The sequence below is a fragment of the Pseudoalteromonas sp. GCY genome, from assembly GCF_016695175.1.
In the GTDB taxonomy this organism is placed as follows: domain Bacteria; phylum Pseudomonadota; class Gammaproteobacteria; order Enterobacterales; family Alteromonadaceae; genus Pseudoalteromonas.
Genome location: NZ_CP068023.1, coordinates 1,531,605 through 1,553,114 on the forward strand (window position 1 = coordinate 1,531,605; position 21,510 = coordinate 1,553,114).

Genomic DNA, 21,510 nt, shown 5'->3' on the forward strand with positions numbered 1-21,510 from the left:
CTCGACAAGAAGCGAGCAGCTTGAGAGCGCTTAGTATGGTACATTTATTGCTTAACTCTAAATAGCGCGAATTGGTAGAGGCAAGCTCTAGTTTTTGGCGTGTTGAGCGAGTGTAGATTAATGGTTGATGTTGTGAGGTGTGGGGTGATCAAGTTATATAAATCAGTAGGTTGGGTTGGTATATCGTTATGCGCCATTACCTTTAATAGCGAGGCTGCAATGCGGCAATACGCTGCCGAAGCTGATTCATCACATTGGAATGTTGACCAAAACAATCGTTTGAGTTGTGCGCTTAATCATGAAGTCCCGTATTACGGTGAAGCTATATTCTCAAGTCATGCCAGTAAAAATAAAGACTTAACCTTTAACCTCGATATGATGGTACGTCCTGAAAGTTACGATTTTGCAGGACTTGAATCGGTGCCACCGCTTTGGCGAGCTGGCAAACCGGCAAGAAGTATCGGTCAAATGAAATTACTGAAAAAATTTGACGGTGAACTTGAAAATGACGTCGCGTGGCAGTTGCTGACTGAGCTTGAAAAGGGCTATTTTCCCACTTTTTATTATAAAGATTGGCACAACGACGTAGATAAAATCTCGGTTTCTTTGTCTTCAGTAAACTTTAAACATGCGTATTGGGCGTTCTTACAATGTCGCGATAACTTGTTGCCATACAGCTTTGAAGACATTGCTTTTACGGTGATGAATTACAAGAAAAATTCCAGCGAACTGACAAAGTCGTCACGCAAACGCTTAGATATGATCGGCGAATATCTTAAAAATGACCCGAAAATTGAGCAAATTTATATTTCGGCTTATAGCGATAGTTACGGTGGCCGTGATACTAACCTAAGATTGTCAAAGAAACGTGCCGAGGCGATTAAATCATATATGGCGAGCTTAGGGGTTGAAGAGAATAAGATTATGACCGACGGCTTTGGCGAAAAACGCCATATTGATACCAACGACAACGCTATTGGTCGTGGTAAGAACCGTCGAGTTGTGATCCAAATTTCGAGACCTTGATGTTGGGGTTGGGGTTGGGGTTTAGTAGTTGGTTGTGGGCTTTGGGTTAGTTGGGTTGTCGGGTTAAGTTGTCGGCTTAAAAGCCGACCTACGGTGCTGATATCGGTTTTATTCTAATACCGCACTACATGACGCTTTTAATGCATTGGCATGGCTTAGCTGATTTTGATAGGTGATGGTAATGGGCTGTGCGGTGTTTATCTCATAAGCCAGTGCTAAATCTAACTCTACACTTTTACTTTGCCCGGCATTTAGGGTCATAAACTCATTGGCTGTCGGCGCGAGTCGTTTCGCCATGGGTCCTTGATAATTAAGCGACTTACCATTTTGTGTTACCTCTAAAAATTGGCTCCACCAGCCTTCAAAAGGGGTATGCCAAATTAGAAACTTTTCATCATTATGGCCTGCGTTGGTAAAAGTGAAATTAATGGGGTAGGTCATACCTGAGTCGGAGCCCTTACTTACACTGCATTGGATGTTACTCTGTGCATTCATCGTTGCCTCTGATTTGGTGGTTGGGGCGGTGTCGTTGCAAGCTTGGAGCAGCATAGCAGCGGTGATCATCATTAGGGGTTTCAACATACTGTTTTTGAGCTTGTTGCCGCGCTCATTCCTTTTTTATTTTCAACGTAAATACTTTGCACTATGCTGAGTATTACAGTCGAATAACGAATCGCATACTCTCATGACTAAAAATAATAACAAAGAGTTCAATTCTTTTGCATCGTTTTACCCTTATTACCTCGCTGAGCACAAAAACAAAACCTGTCGTCGCTTGCATTTTATCGGCTCAACCTTAGTGCTCTTGATTTTGCTCTTTGCGCTGGTTTTTGCACATTGGTCTTTATTATGGTTGTTGCCAATCGTGGGTTATGGTTTTGCTTGGGTGGGGCATTTCTTTTTTGAAAAAAATAAGCCTGCGACATTTCAATATCCGTTGTATAGCTTGATGGGTGACTGGGTCATGTACAAGGACATTATCCGTGGTAAAGTACCTTGGTAAAGGAGACTCAGTAGATAATAAAAATGAATGTAAAACAAAGTGTTATTGCTATGAGCTGTGCTGTTTTACTGGCAGGTTGCCAAAGTGTGTCAGCCACTGGCACACGCACGCTAGCAACTTTTAGTGTAGATAATACTCAGTGCTACGACCGCAAGGCGCAGCCTAGTTATTTTGCCGTTGATTCCCATCACCATTTTCAGCCATTTCGGGGAGATGCAGTCCCGTTTGATAAGCTCGTTACTTGGGCAGAGCGTGCGGGAGTGGTGTTTATCAACGTTTATGGCATTGGTCAAACCTACGAGCGAAAGCCTGATTGCTTTGGTGAGCGTGGGTGCTACAGCCAGTTGATTTCACCCAGCATTCAAAATGACTTTAAAAATGCGAGCAATTATCTTAAATATGGCGCAGATAACGTGCATATTACCTTGTCTATGACCTTTGCTGACTTGCACAAACCAGAGACTATTTTGCCAAAAATGACACTACTTGAAGACGAGTTTGGTGACTTATTTCGTTGGATGGGAGAAGTGAATTTAGTCAAAGCGGCGCATTTTGGTAACGGCCATCAAGCGGTAGATAAAGAGACGATCGCCAAATGGCAGCCATTTATGGCTGTGCTAAAAGAAAAGCGTATTCCGCTAGCTCTGCACGCTGACTTAGGCGATAACAACACGCCACTTAAATACTTACCTTTGCTTGATGAAGTGTTAAAGCGCTATCCTGATAACGATATCATTTGGATGCACATGGGAGTCTCAAAAGAGTTAAACCAAATTGATCCAGAGCTGCATATAAACACCATGGAGCGGTTATTCTCCCAATATAAAAATCTAAAGGCCGATCTGTCATGGCGGATTTTGTACGACTATTACTTTAGCGACCCGAAAATTCAGGCGCAGTATGTTGAATTTATTAATGCCCATGCTGAGCGCTTTTTGCCGGGCAGTGATTTCGTCGCCAGTAAAAATAAACGTTTTTTCGATTATTTAGAGGAAGTCGATATCAATAGTCGAATTCTCGCCGAACTTGACGACGATGCCTTTCGCCAGATCGCCTTAGGTCAAAACTATTTTTCGCTGTTAGATTTACCTTATCGCGCGCCAGAGATCTGTGTTAAAGCGTCTCCTTGAGCATGGATAGTACATCGTTTACGTCTAGCTTCATCACTTTATCGGTGTTCGCGAGCAATTGATCCGCGAGGTCTTTTTTATGGTGATGGAGCTCAACAATTTGTTCTTCAATCGTGCCTTTGGCAATTAAGCGATAAATAGTAACGGGGCGTGTTTGTCCCATTCTATGTGCGCGGTCTGACGCTTGCTCTTCAACCGCAGGATTCCACCAAGGATCCATGTGAATAACATAATCTGCTGCGGTAAGGTTCAAACCAGAGCCTCCGGCTTTGAGGCTAATCAAAAATACCTCGCCTTCACCTTTTTGAAAGGCATTCACGGCCTGCTGACGTGTTTTGCTTGGCGTGCTGCCATCTAAATATTGAAACCGGATCCCGCGTTTTTCCAAGCGACTTTTGATAAGTTGCAAATGGCCTACAAACTGACTGAATATAAGCGCCTTGTGATTGTTCTCTTGTAGCTCGGTCAGAAGCTCATCCAATGCCGCCAATTTCGAGCTGGTTATCTGACTTTCTGCCATTAACAGTTTTGGATGACAACAGGCTTGGCGCAAGCGGGTTAATGCTGCCAACATTTTAAAGCGCTGTTCATTGGCACTGTCTTGCTGCGTGGACTGCGAAATTTCGTCAATGGCGTTTTGGCGCAGCGCTTCGTAAAAGGTTTGTTCTTCTTGGCTCAATTGAATTGGTACATTGATCTCAGTGCGTGGTGGCAATTCGGTTAATACCTGATGCTTCATGCGGCGCAGAATAAAAGGCCGGATCAGGTGCTTGAGGCCTTTACGGGCACGGTGTGCCGCTAGTTTATCTTCATTGGCGTTTTCAATGGGAGCGGAAAACTTTTCGCTAAAGCGTTTGAGGTTACCGAGCAACCCAGGGTTTACAAAACGAAAGAGTGACCAAAGCTCGGTGAGGTTATTTTCTATTGGGGTCCCTGTGGTGATCAGCTTAAACTTGCCTTTGAGCAAGCAGGCGGCTTGAGTACGTTTTGCTAAAGGATTTTTTAGCGCTTGGGCTTCATCGGCGACAATGGTTTCAAAAGCGATAGGTTTTAAGATATCAACTTCGCGCTGTAGCAGGCCATAGCTTAATATCACACAATCCAGTGGTTGCAAGTTGTTCAGCATCTCAGCTCTGGCATCAGAATGTGGATAGTCAGAAAAGAGTTTCACCGACAAGGTTGGAGCGAACTTTTGGATTTCTTGTTGCCAGTTGAAGCAGACCGATGTTGGCGCGATGACAAGCGTCGGGCCAACATTGGCACGGGCCAATATCATCGCCAGCGCTTGGATGGTTTTACCCAATCCCATATCATCGGCAAGGCATGCACCTGCACCCCAATGGGCAAGTCGCATTGCCCAGTCAAATCCGGCCTGCTGATAGTCGCGCAGCTCGGCTTGTAATGTTGAAGGAAGCGTTGGAGTCAATGCAACGGCTTGCTGCATTTTTTCGTTTTGCTCTTCCCTGGCTGGCAAGGTTTTCATCCGCATTCCGGTGGTAGCTTCTGCAATTAAAGGTGCAGCTAGCGGGTGAAACTTTCCGCCCTCGGTCGCGTTATTGAGCTGGTCAAGTTGCGCTTTTAACTCACTTGAAAGGGCGAGTACTTGCTCACCGTCCAGCGCAATAAAGCGGCCATTGCTGGTGGCAACCATTTTGAGAAGCTGTTTAAGTTCGATAACTTGGTCATTACTTACTTGTAGCTCGCCGGTCATGTCGAACCATTCATTTTTCTTACTCATGGCAAGTTGCAAATGTTGGCTCTCGAGCTTGCTACTGAGCTTAACCTTTTTGCCTTTAGGCCATCTGAGTTTGAGCGCCATAGGACAAGGCTCTTGATTAATCACCAGCTCAAGTTCTTGCAGTACCTCTAGCGCTTCATCCATTTCGGCTAAACTTAAGCGATTATCCGTCATCTCCAAAAATAGCGGGCAGTGTGTATCTAACTCATCCAATCTTTGTTGCTCAAGTAACAAGTTCCGGGTGGTGGATAAACGCTTACCATCGATCTCGGCGCTGACAGTGGCAATACCGTGCCCGGGATGAAAAATCGGCCCTTTTTCGCCAAAGGGCATGACCACGCAGTGAAAGTCGAGGCCTTGATGATAAGGTTGAATGTTAATAACAAGCGCCGATTGCGCCTCAATACTATCCAGCCCAGTATCTATATCAGCTAAATCAGACTGTACATTAAGATAAGGTGCGATGGCTTTAATACTCGACAGCACTTTTTGTTTTGCACTGGCAGGCACGGTTAATCCAGATTCACCAATAATATCAGCGACCTGTATATGTGACTGGTTAAACACAATAAACTCGTAGTGATGTTCAGCTTGCTGAATAAATGAGTAGGTTTGCGGTTGACCAAAATAGCTGGGTAAATTAGGAATAGAGAGTAGCAGATCGTCGCCATGTTGACGGATGTGTAACTCGGGAGATTTCTCGGCAATGGTAATGGCTTGTTTTAAGTCGTCTTCATGGTATAGGTTGGTGGCGCCGACTGCGGCTTTTAACGCGGGAATTCCAGCAAGGGCGTAGTCCGCACGACTATTGTAGCCATAACCTGACTGTGGTGCGATGGCATCGATCAGCTTTTTATCAGACTGGCTGATATAACTAAATTGCTCAGGGTGCTGTTTCAGTTGTTTGCAGGAAATTGGCTTCCCTTTTCCCCAGCCTGTTTTACCCCGTTTTTGCTCGCGTGCTAAAAACTCAATATCAAAGCGACCTTGCCTAATTTGCCAAATCAGGCGAAATTGTTCGTCAACTTCTTGGCTGGTATTTGCGTTCGGGTTGAGCGCAATAAGCTTGTCCAGTGCCAGATCCCACGCCGTCTTTTTGGCAACAAGATGACTAACATTAAGCTCGGGATTAAACGCAAGCGGATATTGCTCACCGTGCATTGCCAGCATCAACTGCTTTGCGAGCCCAGCAAAAAGAGGTAAAGAGAGGCGCTCAAAAGTTGCGATGCAGTCGTCGAGACTGGCAAGCGCTTTGGCATCTAAGCTCTGATTACACCAGAAGTGTGCAAAGCAGTCGAGCAAGCGACCTAAGGAATAGTCAAAAACATGAGATTTCTTCAGACTTGAATAATTTAAATGGGCGCTGCTGTAGGTACTGTTTTGCGACAAGCTCTCTGCGCAGTATAACAGCACGTTATTGGCAAAGAAGTTATTATATGGCGCTTTGCTGTCTTGGCTTTCAAACTCAAGCTGTTGAGAGAGGGTGTCAAATAATGCGGCATCATGGCTGTTGGCTTGCTGCAATAACGCCAACTTATGAAACAAACCTAGTGTTCTACCTAGGTACTGTTTTTTACGTTTGGTGATTTTGTCTTTGGCTTTTAGTGCTTGTTCAAAACAAACGATAAGGTCGTCGTGTTGTTGTAAAAAAGCAATGCTCGCCATAATTTGTGCACTATAAGCGGTTTGGATATTGGCTACCAACGCCTGAGCCTTATCCAATTGCAGGGTATAGATTTGATATTCTGCTAATAAACAGGTCAGTAGTGGGCTCTGTGTCTTTGCTTGAACCTGTGTGAGTATTTCAAGTGCATAGCTAATGCTGTGACCATTTTGTAGTAAGGTATAGAGCAAAGTTGCAAAAGCTTGATATTGCAAGTCATCAGCAAGCGCCGAAAATCCTTCAACTGAAAAAGGATAAAAATACAGTGGTAACAGCACTTGGTTGGTCTTATGACACACCGCCTGTGGGTCTTTCGCCAGTCCTAAATAGTTGCGTGCTTTTGGCAGTTGATTGATAAATAAAAAGTCTCGAATGAGTCGCTGTTCGTCGGCAAATTGGCGTTCCCATTCATAAGCGTTCAGTACAGGGATAAACTCTTCAGCAGCGTTAAGGATTGCTAAAAACTGGCCGTCAGCCATGACTCGATGGCTTAAACTGGTCGCGAGCTTTAGATTTATTTGCACTCCATCTTCGTTAAAAGTCACGAACCCGTCCGAGCGCCACTTCATAATTTGGCTATGACTTACACCTTGTTCAAAGTCATTTTCGGGGATGATCTCTTTTGCCACGAGCGCTTGAACTAGGCGTTTGAGTTTGATTGCTGAAACTGGTTTATAGACGACCGCCAGCACACTCAACAGCATTTGCTCGTGCATAGGTAGGTTATGCACTTGATTGATTAGCGCTGTGATTTCTTCGTTAATTGCTGGTGGAAAGTCAAAATTCATTGTTTGGTCGTAGTATTCAATTTAAGACACTGAAAACTACCATAATTTAGTCTGAACTGCCACGAAGACAAGCAAAGTCAAAGTCCGTCTTTGGGCTGTGGTGGTTCATTCAATGCACTGAAAACTAGTACTATATAATATAGGTTGAACTGCCATGAGGGATAAGTAACAAGAAAGAAAAGAGAGGTGAGGGAGGCGATGCCTCCCTTTTGGTTAGCCTAGCATGTTATAGAGTAATGCAGAAACCGCCAGCAAGCCGACCAATAGCACAAAATAAGTGCCAATGTGGCTTTTATATTTTTGTAGTGCCGGTACTTTAAACACGGCAATGGTTGGCATGATAAACAAGATCATCGCAATAATCGGGCCTGAGATAGCCCCCATCATGTCCAAAATGCTTGGGTTTAATACGGCGCATACCCAAATAGCAACAAACATAAATACCACACCTAGCTTGTCAGCAAACTTGTAGCTCATGCTCGTTTGCTTGGTTGCAAGGCCGTTAAAGCTTTCACGTGCACCAAGGAAGTGACCTAGGAAAGACGAAGTAATCGCGATAAATGCCACAAGAGGGCCAAGCATTTCAATAAATGGATTGTTATACACGTTAGCTAAATAGGATAAAACAGACACGTTCGCCGATTTTGCTTCTTCCATTTGCTCTGGTGTTAAAGAGAATACGCAGGAGAATACGAATAGCAAAACAAACACTATCAACATTATGGATGTCGTACGAAGAATCGCTTCTGATTTTTGAACTGCCTCACTTTTGTAGTGACGACGCTGCACGTTAGCAAAGCTAGAAATGGCCGCTGCATGGCTAAATGAAAATACTACGATAGGAACGGATAGCCAAAGCAATTCGGTTAAGCTCGTAACATCTGGCGTGCTTACCACTGGCATTTGCCAGTTAGGCACTAAATAGAGTGACAAAAACAGTAATACCCCAACCAGCGGGTAAACCAAAATAGCAAAAGCACGCAGTAGCAGCTTTTCGCCGCCTAGCATAATGGCAATCATCCCGGCAACGAGCACACCAGAAAGTAAAATACGAGATGGCGATTCAAAGCCAAGTTGATTGACGATAAAGCTGTCGACGGTATTGGTTAGGCCAACACCATAAATAAGCAAAATAGGAAAAATAGAGAAAAAGTAAAGTAAGGAAATTAAACGGCCAGCACCTGCGCCGAAGTGCTCTTCTACTACATCCGTAAAATCGGCATCTTTTTGCTTTGATGAAAGGACGAACCGGGCCAATCCTCGGTGTGCTAAAAAGGTCATAGGGAAGGCAAGCACGGTCATGATTAGTAGTGGCCAAAAACCACCAATACCAATGTTAATTGGCAAGAATAAAATACCTGCGCCGACCGCAGTGCCAAATAAACTTAATACCCAATGGGTGTCGTGTTGGGTCCAGCGCCCATTGCCGACGGTATTCATCTCCATCGTCGCTTCAGAGGAATTACTCATATACTTGTTGTCCTGGATTTAGAATTATAATCGGGCGCATCATATAAAAAATGACGAAGTGTTGCATGTATAAACCGTCTACTCCGAGGAGTTATGCGGTGAAATTCGTTTGTTTGACTAAAACTTGCTCAAGGTGTGGTGGGTTCCTAACCAGTTTTTGTAAATCTAAGTCTGCAAATGTTCTTAATTGTTACCACTGGCAATGAATTGCTAGCCGACTTATAAATAAATTTTTATTCTAGCTTGCAAAGAGAATTAAAATAACCAAGTGGAAAAGTATGTTCAAGCTAAACTCTCTATTGCTCGCTTCAACTTTGTTGGGAAGCTTTGCTGCTAATGCAACGATTGTCGAATTTCAAACTTCTCATGGTAGCTTTCAGGTCAATCTATTTGATGAAAGTACGCCTAAAACCGTGGAAAACTTTTTGAAATACGTAGATAACGGGCGTTATTCTGATACGGTTATTCACCGTGTTATTCCGGATTTTGTTGTGCAAGGTGGTGGCTTCAAATATGAAGGAGACGTGCCTCTTGACGCCATCGCTACTTACGATGCTGTAAAAAATGAACCTGAGTGGTCTAACGTAAAAGGCACCATTGCAATGGCAAAGGTAGCAAATAGACCTGACAGTGCGACAAGCCAATGGTTTTTTAATTTGGTAGACAACAGTAAAAATTTGGACGTTGACAACGGTGGCTTCACGGTTTTTGGTCAGGTGACTGGTAATGGCATGGAAATATTAGAAGCGATAGCAAAAATTCCGCGTTGTGGTAATGTGCCATTAGTCAACTTCACTGATGAACAGTGTAAAGATAACAATAGTGAGCCGGGGGCAGCTAACTTTGTGACCATAAACGCAATTACTGTACTGGATGATGACCCCAAATCAGCTCAAGGTCTAAGCCCAAAAGCAAATACCTTGATTGATCAAGTGCCTGACAAGCCTTCAACTGACTCTGATTCATCTGGTGGTTCAATGTTTGCCGGTCTTATGTTGCTGGCTGGTATTTTCGGATTCAGACGTAGATTTCATAGGTAACCAAGTCACTTTGGTTACAGATGCTAACGATAGCATCACAGTCCCTAGTTAACCTGATCTCAGGTTAATAACTTGGAAGCGCACTTCGGTGCGCTTATTTCTTTTTATTAAGTTATTCGTCTTCGCCAAACAGTGCAATTGCTTTTGTCGTCAAACTATACTGATCATGGCCATCCGCTTGGATAAGCCCTTCATTGAGGTGAGTGGTTACAACATCTTCGAGTAGTTGTTGATCCACATGTGGGAGTGAAAAAGTGTGGTGATTGATATCGCACGATTCTGGAAAGCTTGCTTTCAGCTTAGACAGCAACATTATCGAATACATATTCTGTAAACGTTCCATAGCCGACCCTTTTATTATTCCAATTTTTGCGAGAACAATCCTAACAGTAAAATTGCGGGTTTGTCTCTTTTTTGTGCTGGTTTGTGAGAGACCAATGATCCGATGTGCTTGAGAAAATAAAAAGGGCCAATTTGGCCCTTTACAGTCTAATCTTATACGGCTTCAGCCGCTTTCTTCGCGAGGTATTCGTCGTACGTACCATGGAAGTCGGTGATCTTACCGTCTTTTATTTCCCAAATGCGCGTTGCAAGTGATGAGACAAACTGGCGGTCGTGCGATACGAAGAATAACGTACCTTCGTATTGTTCAAGTGCCAAGTTGAGAGACTCGATTGATTCCATATCCATGTGGTTCGTTGGTTCGTCCATTAGTAGGATATTTGGCTTATGCATCATGATTTTACCAAATAGCATACGGCCTTGTTCACCACCTGAGATCACCTTAACTGACTTTTTGATGTCGTTTTGAGAGAACAGCATACGGCCAAGGAAGCCGCGTACGACTTGCTCATCATCGCCTGGCTGTTGCCACTGTTCCATCCATTGGAAAAGATCCAGATCTTTTTCAAATTCGTCAGCATGGTCTTGCGCATAGTAACCAATATTGGCGTTTTCTGACCATTTATACTCACCAGCTTGCGGCGCTTTACGGCCCGCTAAGGTGTTGAGTAGTGTCGTTTTACCGGCACCATTTTCACCGATGATGGCAACTTTCTCGCCAACTTCAACAAGGCCATTTAGGTCAGAGAATAGGGTGTCGTCATAACCTTGTGATAGCGAGATAAGCTCAAGTGCGTTACGGAATAGCGGCTTTTCCTGCTCAAAGCGAATAAATGGATTTTGACGACTTGATGCTTTAACTTCTTCCAGTTGGATCTTGTCAATTTGCTTAGCACGAGATGTCGCTTGTTTCGCTTTTGAGGCGTTTGCAGAGAAGCGCGAAACGAACTGCTGTAGCTCAGCAATTTGCGCCTTTTTCTTAGCATTGTCTGACAACAGGCGCTCGCGAGCTTGCGTCGCAGCAAACATGTATTCATCGTAATTACCTGAGTAAATACGCAGATCGCCATAGTCGATATCCGCCATGTGTGTACACACTGAGTTTAAGAAGTGGCGGTCGTGCGAGATGATGATCATAGTACAATCACGTTGATTCAATACGTCTTCCAACCACTTGATAGTATAGATATCCAAGTTGTTGGTTGGTTCGTCTAGGAGCATGATATCTGGCTCTGCAAATAATACCTGTGCAAGTAGTACACGCAGTTTCCAGCCCGGAGCAACTTCTGACATCAAGCCATAATGTTGCTCGGTTGGAATACCCACACCGAGGAGTAATTCACCCGCTTTTGCTTCTGCGGAATAGCCATCCATTTCAGCAAATTGCGTTTCAAGGTCGGCAACACGCATGCCGTCTTCTTCGCTCATTTCAGGTAATGAGTAAATGCGATCGCGCTCTTGCTTGATTTCCCACAGCTCTTTATGACCCATGATCACTGTGTCTACAACCGTATATTGCTCGTAGGCAAATTGATCCTGATTTAGCTTAGCGATGCGCTCGTTTGGATCGTAGTTTACGTTACCTGCACTTGGCTCTAGCTCTTTGCTTAGGATTTTCATAAAGGTGGATTTACCGCAGCCGTTAGCGCCTATTAGGCCGTAGCGGTTGCCGTCACCAAACTTAACGGAAATATTCTCAAACAGTGGTTTTGCACCAAACTGCATAGTGATGTTGTTACACGAAAGCATAAATTTGACTCATTACTGACAATTGCGGCGATCCTATCATTTATGGGTGACAAATGATGTAAAAAGTTTGGCTAACTCACACATTACTTTTGCGGCCGATATAGCAAAGACCTAGGTGTTGAAAATTTATCGTCATAAGACGTTTTATTTACGATTTTATTAAATTTTATTTACCAATCGAGTGGTTAAATGTTAGCCTTTTTTAATGCGAAAGGATGATGTAAAAAACTAACTTTGGTGAACAAGGATGAAAATAGTTGAAGAAAAACATAATTGGTTGATTGACCAACAATTCGATGAGCTGGAAGTCTTACCACCCCATACCACAACCGCTCATTTACCGTCAGAAATTAGAACGCAACTAAAGCCTCATGCCAGTGATTGGATAGTATTGCAACAAAGACATAATTGGCGTCATATAAAGCATGATGAGTTTACTCGTGTTTTTGTAAAAACCAAAAAGGGTTTACAAAGTGCGAGGTCAGGTAGTGCTGCTGGATCTAGAGAACAACTTATCATCGTCAAGCGCAAGTCCTATTTCAAAGCCGAAATTAGAAACAATGCCTTTGCAGGCAATGGTGGGGTTGATCCTAATCAGCCCATTGGCGGATATCAATCAGACCAATTAACACCTGTCGATCAGGTATTGGCATCGATTAACACCGATAAATCTCCCGAGGTGGCTGAAAAGCGAATACTGGTGTCGTTGGAAGGTGAGTTAGCGGTGAGTTTTGTGATCCAAGGCGCTGATACCCCCACGTTGTCGAGAGCCTCTGAAGGGGCAACGCAAACGCCTCTCGTATTCGGCAAGTTGAGTGAAGATGGCAGCTATAGCCTAAAAGCAAAAATCCTGGGGGTGCCGGAGCAGATGCTTTTTAACAATGTGCCATATGCAGACTTACTTGATATAGAGAAAGTCAAAGCACTTAAGATTGGCGCTGAGGGCGGAGTGCAGCTGATTAAACACAGTGTTTCAGGCGAGGGTAATGTACACCTATATTTTATTAGCGAGCCACCGAGTATCGGGATCTTCTTTGATGGTACAGGCAATAACAAGTACAACGACATTTTGGACCCCTTTGATGATAAAGAGCCGACGAATATCGCGAAGCTCCATGAGTTGTATGACACTGGAAAAAAGTTTGTTTTTTCAGAATACATAGAAGGAGTCGGTACAGCGGCTGGAAAGAAAGACTCGATCATAGATTTAGCTGTTGCTTATTCATTTGATGAGCGTCTACTGAAGGCGTTGGCATCCATTTTTGAATCTATAGACACTAACGAACTGATTTTGGTTAATACCGTTTTACTTGACTGTTTTGGTTTTAGCCGTGGCGCTGCGGCAGCAAGAGCATTTGTGAATCTGGTTAATGAAATGAGAGAAGCGCAAGATATTAGATTGGTTGGTAAAGAGTTGGTATTTCGCTTTGTGGGTATTTTCGATACCGTTGCTTCGATCGGGGGGGATGGAGATAATGATCATAGTGAGCTGTATGCTAGAGATGAGTTAGACGAGGCAGCTAGACTTGATCTCAATCAAGCCAGTGCGGGGGCTGTATATCACTTAACCGCTTGGGATGAGCGGCGCGATAAATTCCCACTAAGCGCATTAAAAAATAAGGATGGTAGCTTGTTTGCTAACCATAAAGAAGATTATCTGCCAGGTGTTCATTCTGATATAGGAGGCGGATATGCCCCTATCAGTATTGATATTGAGTATCCTTTAAAGCGCATTCGCGGTATTCCCGGAAATCCAGAGCATGAAGCAAAGGTACAACAGGCGAAATTGGCAATCGAACAGCAATATCAGTGGCCTGGTATTAACGTGGATATGGTCTATCGCTCTAAAAGACTAAGATATGGTGCTAGTCGCTCGGGAAGAGACAAGGATTTTTACACCACATACCGGCCTGTTTGGAGACGTAAAATAGATAATACCCTTGCCCATTATGGACTGCACCAAATGTATAACGAGGCGATTCAACATGGCGTTCCGCTAAAAAAAATGGCGCGTCTTCAAAGTATCTATCCCTATGAACTTAGTCACGATGTGGCAACTTTGGTACCTAAAGCTCTTAAAGCTGGGCCAAAAAGCCAAGCTTGGCAGAAGTTATACGAACACTATATTCATATTAGTTCTCGGTTTACGGGAGCTGTGGATAAAATGGCTCATGGAGCTGAAAGAAAGGCAAAATACGTCACTGAAAATGGGCAAAGAGAAATGTTTTACAATAACGGATTAAAGCTCCCAAAAGTTGATATATGGACAAGTTTTAGAGTTGGAGGGAAGGTGGTATGGAGAAAAGGTTAATCCAAGTTTTACTATTTATGATTGTGATTTTAGCGTTAACAGGGTGTAGAACAAATCAGACCATTGAGCAATTGGATATAGGTATTTCAGCTTATGAAAATAGTGACTTGATGGTCAAAATAGTGTTTGATGATAAATTTTCTCCACCTGCAGGAGCGATAGGCTGTTGCTGGGGAAATGCTCAGAAGAAAGGATCGTTTTGGGGTGCTGAAATCCCACATAAAGTGGATGTTGAATGGCGAGACTACAAGCAAGCAAAACTCTACAGAGCTTCATTCAAAGTTCAGCGGAAGAAAGCTTACCATATAATTGACGAATTGACTCCTGTTACATTTGCATCAGGACGTGTTGATGATGATGTGAATCCATTCATCATTTTTGGGTTTGGTGAAGGAGGTGAGGTAAAAATGTGGATTTCTAATTCAGCATTTGCCGGAGTTGAAGGACGCATTTTAGAGGAAATCGGCTCGGCGCAAGCGACTTGGGAACCCTTTGAATTAAACGACGATGTTTAATTAGCTGAAGCAAATTCCCGCTGTTTGAGCATATGACAGTAAGGTAGGAGATCACGGCAACGAACCGTTTTTTGGGCGTTTCGCTTGTGAGAGGGAAGTTTATCACTCTTCGTCCGCCCGGTACGTTAAGCAAAGTGGTCGCATCAAGTTAAATTGTCGTTCTATTTCCTGTACTAGTTCGCTCGCGTGGCTTGTGCAGGAAAGCGGTTCGCCGACGATGACATCGCAATTAAATGGTACAAATAGAGCTTCTCCTTTGGGTAAGGAGCGGCCAAGTCCATGCATCATAACGGGGTAAACGAGCACCGGCTTATAATCACTAATGAGATGAAAAATACCTTTCTTTAACTGCGCCATTTTTTCAGGTTCGCCACGAGAACCTTCAGGAAAAAAAATTAAGATTTCATTCTTTTTTAACGCTTCATGGCATTGTTCAAATAGCTGTGCTTTGCGTGTCACTTGTTTTCGATTTAAGGGAATGATGCCAATGACATGGAGTGCAAACCAAGCGATAATTCTATTGGCGAGAAAATAATCGGCAGCGGCTACGGGTCGAACTTTATGTATCATCCTTAACGGAAACAAACTCATTAATACCATGGTATCCAAATGGCTGTTATGGTTTGGTGCGAGGATCGCAGGCCCATGTGTTGGTAACTTATTGCGATTAACAACGTTAAGCCCAAGCGCGATTAACACGACCGGTTTGATTATCAATCCAAAGAAAAGTATTTTTACAATACGTGCAAACATAGTCTAATAATGCAAATAGTATAGGTAATGGAAGAATAGTGGTGAAGTGTAGAGTAGGCTGTCCATCCTATCTAAAATACCACCATGACCGGGGATCATGACCCCTGTATCTTTAATTTGTAAATCGCGCTTCACACTTGAAATAACTAAATCACCAAAAAAGCCAGTAACGGCTATGAGGATCCCAGCGCCTGCGCCTTGCAAAGTCGAAAGTGGGGTAAGTGCTGGTGCTACAAAACAAGACAATGTGGCAGTAGTAAATACGCCACCAATAAAACCTTGCCATGTTTTGTTGGGGCTCACTTTTGGGATGATTTTATGTTTGCCGAGTAGCTTTCCCCAAACGTATTGGCAAACGTCGTTAAATTGAGTAGTAAACAGTAAATACAATACCAGACCAATGGCACCCGCCTCACTGTTTTTGACCGGCAAAACTAACAAGTAGCCAAGGTGACTAATAGAGAAAACACACAACATGACGGCCCAGTTAAGGATCCCAGCTGACTTTATGAATCCTTTTGTATCACCGATGAGCACCATTCTAATAGGGATAAATAGAAAGATATAAACAGGAATAAAGATAATAAACATGCCATACCACTGAGTTGCAACCCAATAATATTGCAGTGGGATACTCAAATATAGCCAAAAAATAGCGCGCCTATCGGTTTGCCGTCCTGGCACAATGGACAAAAACTCTTTTAATGCGAGAAAACTTAAAAAGCCAATAAAAGCAAGTGCGAAATGTGTGTTGGAGGCTAGTACGACAAAAAAAGCGCCAATTATCCACCACCAAGATTGGATCCTGAGTTTTAATTCTTGATGATCCGTATCTCGTTGTATTCGGCTAATAACTATATAGGCAAGCGTTGCGGTGATTAAAATGAGTCCCACCAACGCCATGGCATACAAAGAATGATCAGGGACATTAAACATCGTGTTTGTCCTCAAGATATTGGTAGGCAAGGATAGCTCGTTTACATACCGTGATGAATGAACCGACGCTAATGATAAGTAGTGACGTGTATAACACAGCCCCTTGTTGCCAGAATAGAGGCTCTATCGCTGTAAAAATACATGCAAATGTAAGTAAAGCCATTCGATGTTGTTTTGCCATAGGTCCACAAAAATTGGCAGGTGCTCCTGTACTCGTTGCCAAGGTTCTTACGTAAGCGGTCATAATCGCAAGTATTGCCGCACACCAAGCAATATCGACTGCGTAACTAAACTGGGGGAGTGCATAGCCCACAGCAACAATGACAAAAGCATCGGCAAACCTGTCTGGCATATCGTTAAAAAGTTCACCAGATGCGGTACTTTTCCCACCTTCCATAGCGACCATGCCATCGAACAAATTACACAATAAGCGAAATTGAATACATGTGGCAGCAAGCAGAGGCAAAAGCCAAATGAGTGGTCCAGAAGACAGTGGTAACAACACAAGACAGATTGCTGAGCAGGCTGCAAACAGCACGCTGAGTAATGAAATAGTGTTAGGAGTGATATTTTTATTGCTAAGCCATTTGGCAACGCGCTGAGCATATGTGCTTGAGCGTACCTTGAGTGGACGCCGACTTGATTTGTCTTCCACGATTTCCTTTTCCTTAGAATACGTATTCTTCAGCTCTTTTGAAGAATGGATGATCTTTGCCTTTATTTCGCGCCAGTATAAATGATCTACGACAGGCCAACAAGATACCATGAGTGGGGGTTACCTTTAGCACTTGAGACGATGTAAAGTGGAGAGTCTGAGGAAGAATGTTTACATTGGTTTATTAAATTCTACCGAAATAAATTGCTATTTGGCGCTATCTTGGGTCACATTACTGACCGCAATTAAAATAATATAACATTTAGGATTGGAATATGCGTATTAAAGCTATCTCCGCGGCCATGGTGTTGGCCTTTTCTCAGTACGTTGCTGCCGATGAAGGTATGTGGCAACCACATCAGCTACCTGAACTTGAATCTATTTTAAAGTCTAAAGGGCTAGAGATAGATGCTAAGTCAATTTCAAAACTCACTGAGTTCCCGATGAATGCGGTGATTAGCTTAGGTGGCTGTACGGCGTCATTTGTCTCTCCTAAAGGTCTGGTGGTGACAAACCATCACTGTGCATACGGCTCTATTCAATACAATTCAACAACAGATAACAATATTCTTGAGAATGGCTTTTTAGCAAAACAGCCAAGTGAAGACTTGCCGGCGGCACCGGGCTCACGCGTTTATGTGACAAAAGAAGTGTCGAACGTAACGGATAAAGTTAATGCTGGGACAGACTCACTGACCGGTAAAGCACGTTTTGATGCCATTGACAGTAAGCGCAAACAACTTGTTGCCGAGTGTGAGCAAGATGAAAGCTATCGCTGTAATGTTTACACCTTTCATGGTGGATTGGAATATTACCTCATAAAATCGCTAGAGATAAAAGACGTCCGTCTGGCATACACGCCAGCGATGGGCGTGGGCAAATATGGTGGCGATATAGATAACTGGATGTGGCCTCGTCACACTGGCGACTTTGCTTTTTACCGTGCATATGTGGGTAAAGATGGTAAACCCGCTGAGTTTTCTAAAGATAACGTACCTTATAACCCTGAGTCGTTTTTGAGTGTGAGTGCAAAAGGCGTGCAAGAGGGCGACTTTGTTATGGTGACGGGTTATCCGGGTCGTACCAACCGTTATCGTATTGCTTCTGAAGTAGATTATGTGTTTAACACGGTTTACCCCATGGTACGTAAACATAACTCAAAGTATGTGGCACTGATTGAAGAAAATGCACCAGAAGGTTCACAAGCTCGTATCGCTTATGAAAGCACCATTGCAGGTTACAACAACTACATCAAAAACTTTGGCTCTATGATTGAGAGCTTCAAAAAAGGCAGTATGTACAGCCGCAAGCAGCAATTTGAGCGCGATCTTAGCACTTGGATTAATGCCGATGCAGACCGTAAAGCAAAGTATGGCGCTGTGCTAAACGAATTGAGCGAATTGGTTGCTCAATCTCAAGCCCATTATGAGCGTGATATGATGGTTGGCTATATCCACCGTTCGCAAATGATGTCTGTAGCGCGTCAACTTTACCGCTTGGCGGTTGAAAAACAAAAGCCTGATGCTGAGCGTGAGAGTGGTTATCAAGAACGTGATATGCCAAAAATCAAAGCGGGGCTTCAGCGTATGACGCGCCGCTATGATGAAACAGTTGATAAAGCGATTATGCTTTACTTCATGGAGCTTTATGCAGCCTTGCCAAACGAAGCGCGTTTAGCTGAAGTCGATAAGCAGCTTCAACTTGAAAGCGGCTTCAATAAAGCAAAGCACCAAGCACTGCTAGATGAGATGTATGCCAACTCTAAGCTTGCTGATGAAAAAGCCCGTCTTTGGATGTTAGATTTAGAGCTTGAGCAGTTAAATCAAAGCTCTGATCCATTCATTCAATATGCAAAAGCGATTTTTGCAGTGATGAAGCAAATCGAAGATGAAGAAAAAGAATTGGCTGGTAAGCAGCAATCTGCACGTCCTGCCTTGATGGAAGCCATTATTGCTTACAATAAGTCGCAAAATAAGCCAGTTTATGCAGATGCTAACAGCACACTCCGTGTCACTTACGGTACGGTAGGTGGCTACTCACCGCAAGATGGCTTAGTGGCAACGCCATTTACTTCGCTTGAAGGGTTACTGGCTAAAAATACCGATGTAGAACCATTTAACGCGCCGAAAAAGCAACAGCAGTTGATCCGCGAAAAAGTATATGGTCAATATACAGGGGGTATGAATACCGTACCGGTGAATTTCCTTTCTAACGTGGATACCACCGGTGGTAACTCAGGTTCGCCGACCCTTAACGGAAAAGCGGAGTTAGTGGGTTTACTGTTTGATGGTGTATATGAAAGCATTATTGGTGACTGGGATTACGATAAAAACCTAAACCGCTCAATCCATGTTGATTCGCGTTACATGTTATGGGTAATGGATAAGGTCGATAATGCACAAAACCTGTTAGATGAAATGAAGATAGTAAAGTAGGTCGACCTTTAGGTCGACAATCACCCTAACGTTTAAAGGGTAGCTTTTAGGTTTAAAGGGTAGCCTCACGTTTAAACGTTAGTCGGCCTAAAGGCCGACCTACGGGTGATATCAATTTTTCGAAAAATAATGCCGGCCATGAGGCTGGCATTATTGTGTTATTTCGCCATTAACTGGCGGATATATTTCACCGGAGCACTACCAAAGCTTAAGAATTCTTCATGGAATGCTTTTAAGTCAAATTCCTTTCCAAGCTTTTGTTTTTGCGTTTCACGGAAGTCGTAAATTTCGCGATAACCAGAGTAATAGCTGGTTAATTGTACTTGGCTCAAGGTTGCACGGCGCCATTTACCTTCGGCTTCTGCACGCTCTTGGAAAGCCCCATTCATCAGCAGATCTAAGCCTTCTTCTTTGCTTATTCCTTTTACTTGGATACCGTAATCTAGGATCGTGTTACAGATCACGCGTAGATTCCACTTGTAGTACATTAACCACATTTCAGGCTCAAAGTTACCATAGCCTTCTTCTAGCATCATGCGTTCAGTGTATACTGCCCATCCTTCAATCATCGCGCCATTGCTTAAGATACTCTTCACCAAAGACGGAGATTCGTTAGAGTAAACCAGCTGAGTGTAATGGCCTGGCACGGCTTCATGAATATTTAGGATCTGCAGGATCCAGTGGTTGTATTCACGGAGATACGATTCAGCTTGCTCGTCGCTCATTGAGTCCAGCGGAGAGACGTTATAATAGGTGTTCTCCCTTTTGTCGTATGGGCCAGGAGCACTGATTGAAGCGCCAGCAAAGCCGCGCATATATTCAGGCGTTTCGCGAACAACCAGCGGCTTTTCAGGGTCTAGCGTGATGAGATCTTTTTCCATCACAAACTTTTCAAGTTCTGGTATTTGCGCCTTGATTTCGCTCACAAAGTTTTCACGCTTTACGTGTTTGACCGAAAGGTGCTTGATAAGCGTGGCAATCGCATCAATGTCAGATTCTGGACGTGGCTTGTCAGCAAAGTACTTTGGCCAGAGCTCATCAACAATCTTAACCATTTCATTAGTAACACGGGCTTTGTCGGCCATTGCCTTTTCATACATTTGCTTGGCGGTGTAGCCAGACTGAATATCAAAGGCAAATTTTTCTTCGTACAGCTTCTCACCAATTCTAAATGAGCGCGCGTTACCGCTTTCGCTTAACTCTTTTTCAAGGTTGGTAAGGTAAGATACATATCCATTGATGGCAGATTTCGCGGCAGCGAAGCGCTGTTTGAATAGGGCTTTTTCATCGGCTGTTAATAATGAAGTCGCGAGCTTATCAAGCAACTCGTCGTTTAATACACTAAATGCGCCTTGGTTTTGTGCAATCGCAAGCTGAGTATATTCAAGCGTTGGATTGTTAATATTGTTTTGTGCAGCTTCATAATACGCTGGCACATATTGAAGACGTGCTAAAACGAGCTTGAGCTTTTCGTCATCCGTTTTAAAGCGGCTATTCAGTATGGTCGCAAAGCCATAAGAAACATTGTAGTTTGACGGATTCCACTGCCAGCTTTTGAAGGTTTCAATATGCCAGATATCGCGTTTTAGGCGATTTTCAATCAAGTGATAATCGATTTTTTGACTATTGCTTAAGTTAGCAAGGTCGAACTGTTGTAACTTAGCCAGTTGCGCCTGAGAGAAAGCAACACTCGCGTCACGAGTCGCTTGGGTTGGTACAGTGATAATGTCGTCGTACTTGCCAAAGCCTGCCCAGAGCGACGCTTCTGGGTACTGTTTCCATAAGTCATTGATAAATTGCTGAGAAAAGTCAGCGAATTGTGCATTTGTTGCTACTGTTTGCTGTGAAGCTGAAGGCGTCGTCTCGACAGACGAAGGAGAAAGTGAGCAGCCAGTCAGGCCCATTGCCATGGCTAGCGCCATGCACAAGGCAGTCTTTTTCATTATTGTGTCCTAT

At 43.5% G+C, this 21,510-nt stretch carries 16 protein-coding genes; 7 read left to right on the forward strand and 9 right to left on the reverse strand.

What is annotated here, in order from left to right; genetic code table 11:
- Positions 1 to 120 precede the first annotated feature (120 nt).
- Complete coding sequence (locus JJQ94_RS11910; protein WP_099031344.1) at positions 121 to 1,026, forward strand: flagellar protein MotY; 906 nt, start codon at positions 121 to 123, stop codon at positions 1,024 to 1,026.
- A 108-nt stretch (positions 1,027 to 1,134) separates the two neighbouring features.
- Here the strand turns inward: JJQ94_RS11910 and JJQ94_RS11915 are convergent, their stop codons facing one another.
- Positions 1,135 to 1,593, reverse strand: a complete 459-nt coding sequence (locus JJQ94_RS11915) for a DUF5067 domain-containing protein (protein WP_236596598.1) — start codon at positions 1,591 to 1,593, stop codon at positions 1,135 to 1,137.
- A 118-nt stretch (positions 1,594 to 1,711) separates the two neighbouring features.
- Here JJQ94_RS11915 and JJQ94_RS11920 point away from each other — a divergent pair, with 118 nt between their 5' ends.
- Both JJQ94_RS11920 and JJQ94_RS11925 read left to right on the forward strand, forming a co-directional pair.
- Positions 1,712 to 2,029, forward strand: coding sequence for a DUF962 domain-containing protein (locus tag JJQ94_RS11920; RefSeq protein ID WP_099031342.1), 318 nt, complete (start codon positions 1,712 to 1,714; stop codon positions 2,027 to 2,029).
- 23 nt (positions 2,030 to 2,052) lie between these two features.
- A complete protein-coding gene (locus JJQ94_RS11925; protein ID WP_099031341.1) occupies positions 2,053 to 3,159 on the forward strand; it encodes an amidohydrolase family protein in 1,107 nt (368 codons plus the stop codon).
- On the opposite strand, the gene JJQ94_RS11930 is transcribed toward JJQ94_RS11925, so the two are convergent.
- Together JJQ94_RS11930 and JJQ94_RS11935 are read right to left on the reverse strand one after the other, a co-directional pair.
- On the reverse strand, positions 3,143 to 7,348 hold the full coding sequence (locus JJQ94_RS11930) for a DEAD/DEAH box helicase (protein WP_099031340.1): 4,206 nt from the start codon (positions 7,346 to 7,348) through the stop codon (positions 3,143 to 3,145). The two genes, JJQ94_RS11925 and JJQ94_RS11930, sit on opposite strands and share 17 nt — an antisense overlap.
- A 213-nt stretch (positions 7,349 to 7,561) precedes the next feature.
- Positions 7,562 to 8,818, reverse strand: a complete 1,257-nt coding sequence (locus JJQ94_RS11935) for an aromatic amino acid transport family protein (protein ID WP_099031339.1) — start codon at positions 8,816 to 8,818, stop codon at positions 7,562 to 7,564.
- 278 nt (positions 8,819 to 9,096) lie between these two features.
- Between JJQ94_RS11935 and JJQ94_RS11940 the strand changes: the two genes are divergently transcribed.
- Complete coding sequence (locus JJQ94_RS11940; RefSeq protein ID WP_099031338.1) at positions 9,097 to 9,858, forward strand: peptidylprolyl isomerase; 762 nt, start codon at positions 9,097 to 9,099, stop codon at positions 9,856 to 9,858.
- Positions 9,859 to 9,970: 112 nt separating this feature from the next.
- Here the strand turns inward: JJQ94_RS11940 and JJQ94_RS11945 are convergent, their stop codons facing one another.
- Together JJQ94_RS11945 and JJQ94_RS11950 are read right to left on the reverse strand one after the other, a co-directional pair.
- On the reverse strand, positions 9,971 to 10,201 hold the full coding sequence (locus tag JJQ94_RS11945) for a hypothetical protein (RefSeq protein WP_099031337.1): 231 nt from the start codon (positions 10,199 to 10,201) through the stop codon (positions 9,971 to 9,973).
- A 152-nt stretch (positions 10,202 to 10,353) separates the two neighbouring features.
- Entirely contained in the window at positions 10,354 to 11,949 is a 1,596-nt protein-coding gene (locus JJQ94_RS11950) for an ABC-F family ATPase (RefSeq protein ID WP_010375453.1), read from the reverse strand.
- Positions 11,950 to 12,196: 247 nt separating this feature from the next.
- Between JJQ94_RS11950 and JJQ94_RS11955 the strand changes: the two genes are divergently transcribed.
- Together JJQ94_RS11955 and JJQ94_RS11960 are read left to right on the forward strand one after the other, a co-directional pair.
- Positions 12,197 to 14,260, forward strand: coding sequence for a T6SS phospholipase effector Tle1-like catalytic domain-containing protein (locus JJQ94_RS11955; protein WP_099031336.1), 2,064 nt, complete (start codon positions 12,197 to 12,199; stop codon positions 14,258 to 14,260).
- On the forward strand, positions 14,245 to 14,775 hold the full coding sequence (locus tag JJQ94_RS11960) for a DUF2931 family protein (protein ID WP_099031335.1): 531 nt from the start codon (positions 14,245 to 14,247) through the stop codon (positions 14,773 to 14,775). Before JJQ94_RS11955 ends, JJQ94_RS11960 begins: the two co-directional genes overlap by 16 nt.
- A 102-nt stretch (positions 14,776 to 14,877) precedes the next feature.
- Here JJQ94_RS11960 and JJQ94_RS11965 read toward each other — a convergent pair whose 3' ends face one another.
- From JJQ94_RS11965 to JJQ94_RS11975, 3 genes are read right to left on the reverse strand one after another with little or no spacing between them, the layout of a single operon-like run.
- The gene (locus JJQ94_RS11965; protein ID WP_099031334.1) at positions 14,878 to 15,528 is read right to left on the reverse strand and encodes a lysophospholipid acyltransferase family protein; all 651 of its coding nucleotides are present in this window, start codon (positions 15,526 to 15,528) and stop codon (positions 14,878 to 14,880) included.
- 3 nt (positions 15,529 to 15,531) lie between these two features.
- Entirely contained in the window at positions 15,532 to 16,464 is a 933-nt protein-coding gene (locus JJQ94_RS11970) for a phosphatidate cytidylyltransferase (RefSeq protein WP_099031333.1), read from the reverse strand.
- Positions 16,457 to 17,119: a CDP-alcohol phosphatidyltransferase family protein gene (locus JJQ94_RS11975; protein WP_193521521.1), complete on the reverse strand. Its 663-nt coding sequence runs from the start codon at positions 17,117 to 17,119 to the stop codon at positions 16,457 to 16,459. Before JJQ94_RS11975 ends, JJQ94_RS11970 begins: the two co-directional genes overlap by 8 nt.
- A gap of 275 nt (positions 17,120 to 17,394) precedes the next feature.
- Between JJQ94_RS11975 and JJQ94_RS11980 the strand changes: the two genes are divergently transcribed.
- Positions 17,395 to 19,554 (forward strand): S46 family peptidase, encoded by a 2,160-nt coding sequence (locus JJQ94_RS11980; RefSeq protein ID WP_099031332.1) that lies wholly within the window; start codon positions 17,395 to 17,397, stop codon positions 19,552 to 19,554.
- Positions 19,555 to 19,712: 158 nt separating this feature from the next.
- On the opposite strand, the gene JJQ94_RS11985 is transcribed toward JJQ94_RS11980, so the two are convergent.
- Complete coding sequence (locus JJQ94_RS11985) at positions 19,713 to 21,497, reverse strand: DUF885 domain-containing protein (protein ID WP_099031331.1); 1,785 nt, start codon at positions 21,495 to 21,497, stop codon at positions 19,713 to 19,715.
- Positions 21,498 to 21,510: the final 13 nt, after the last annotated feature.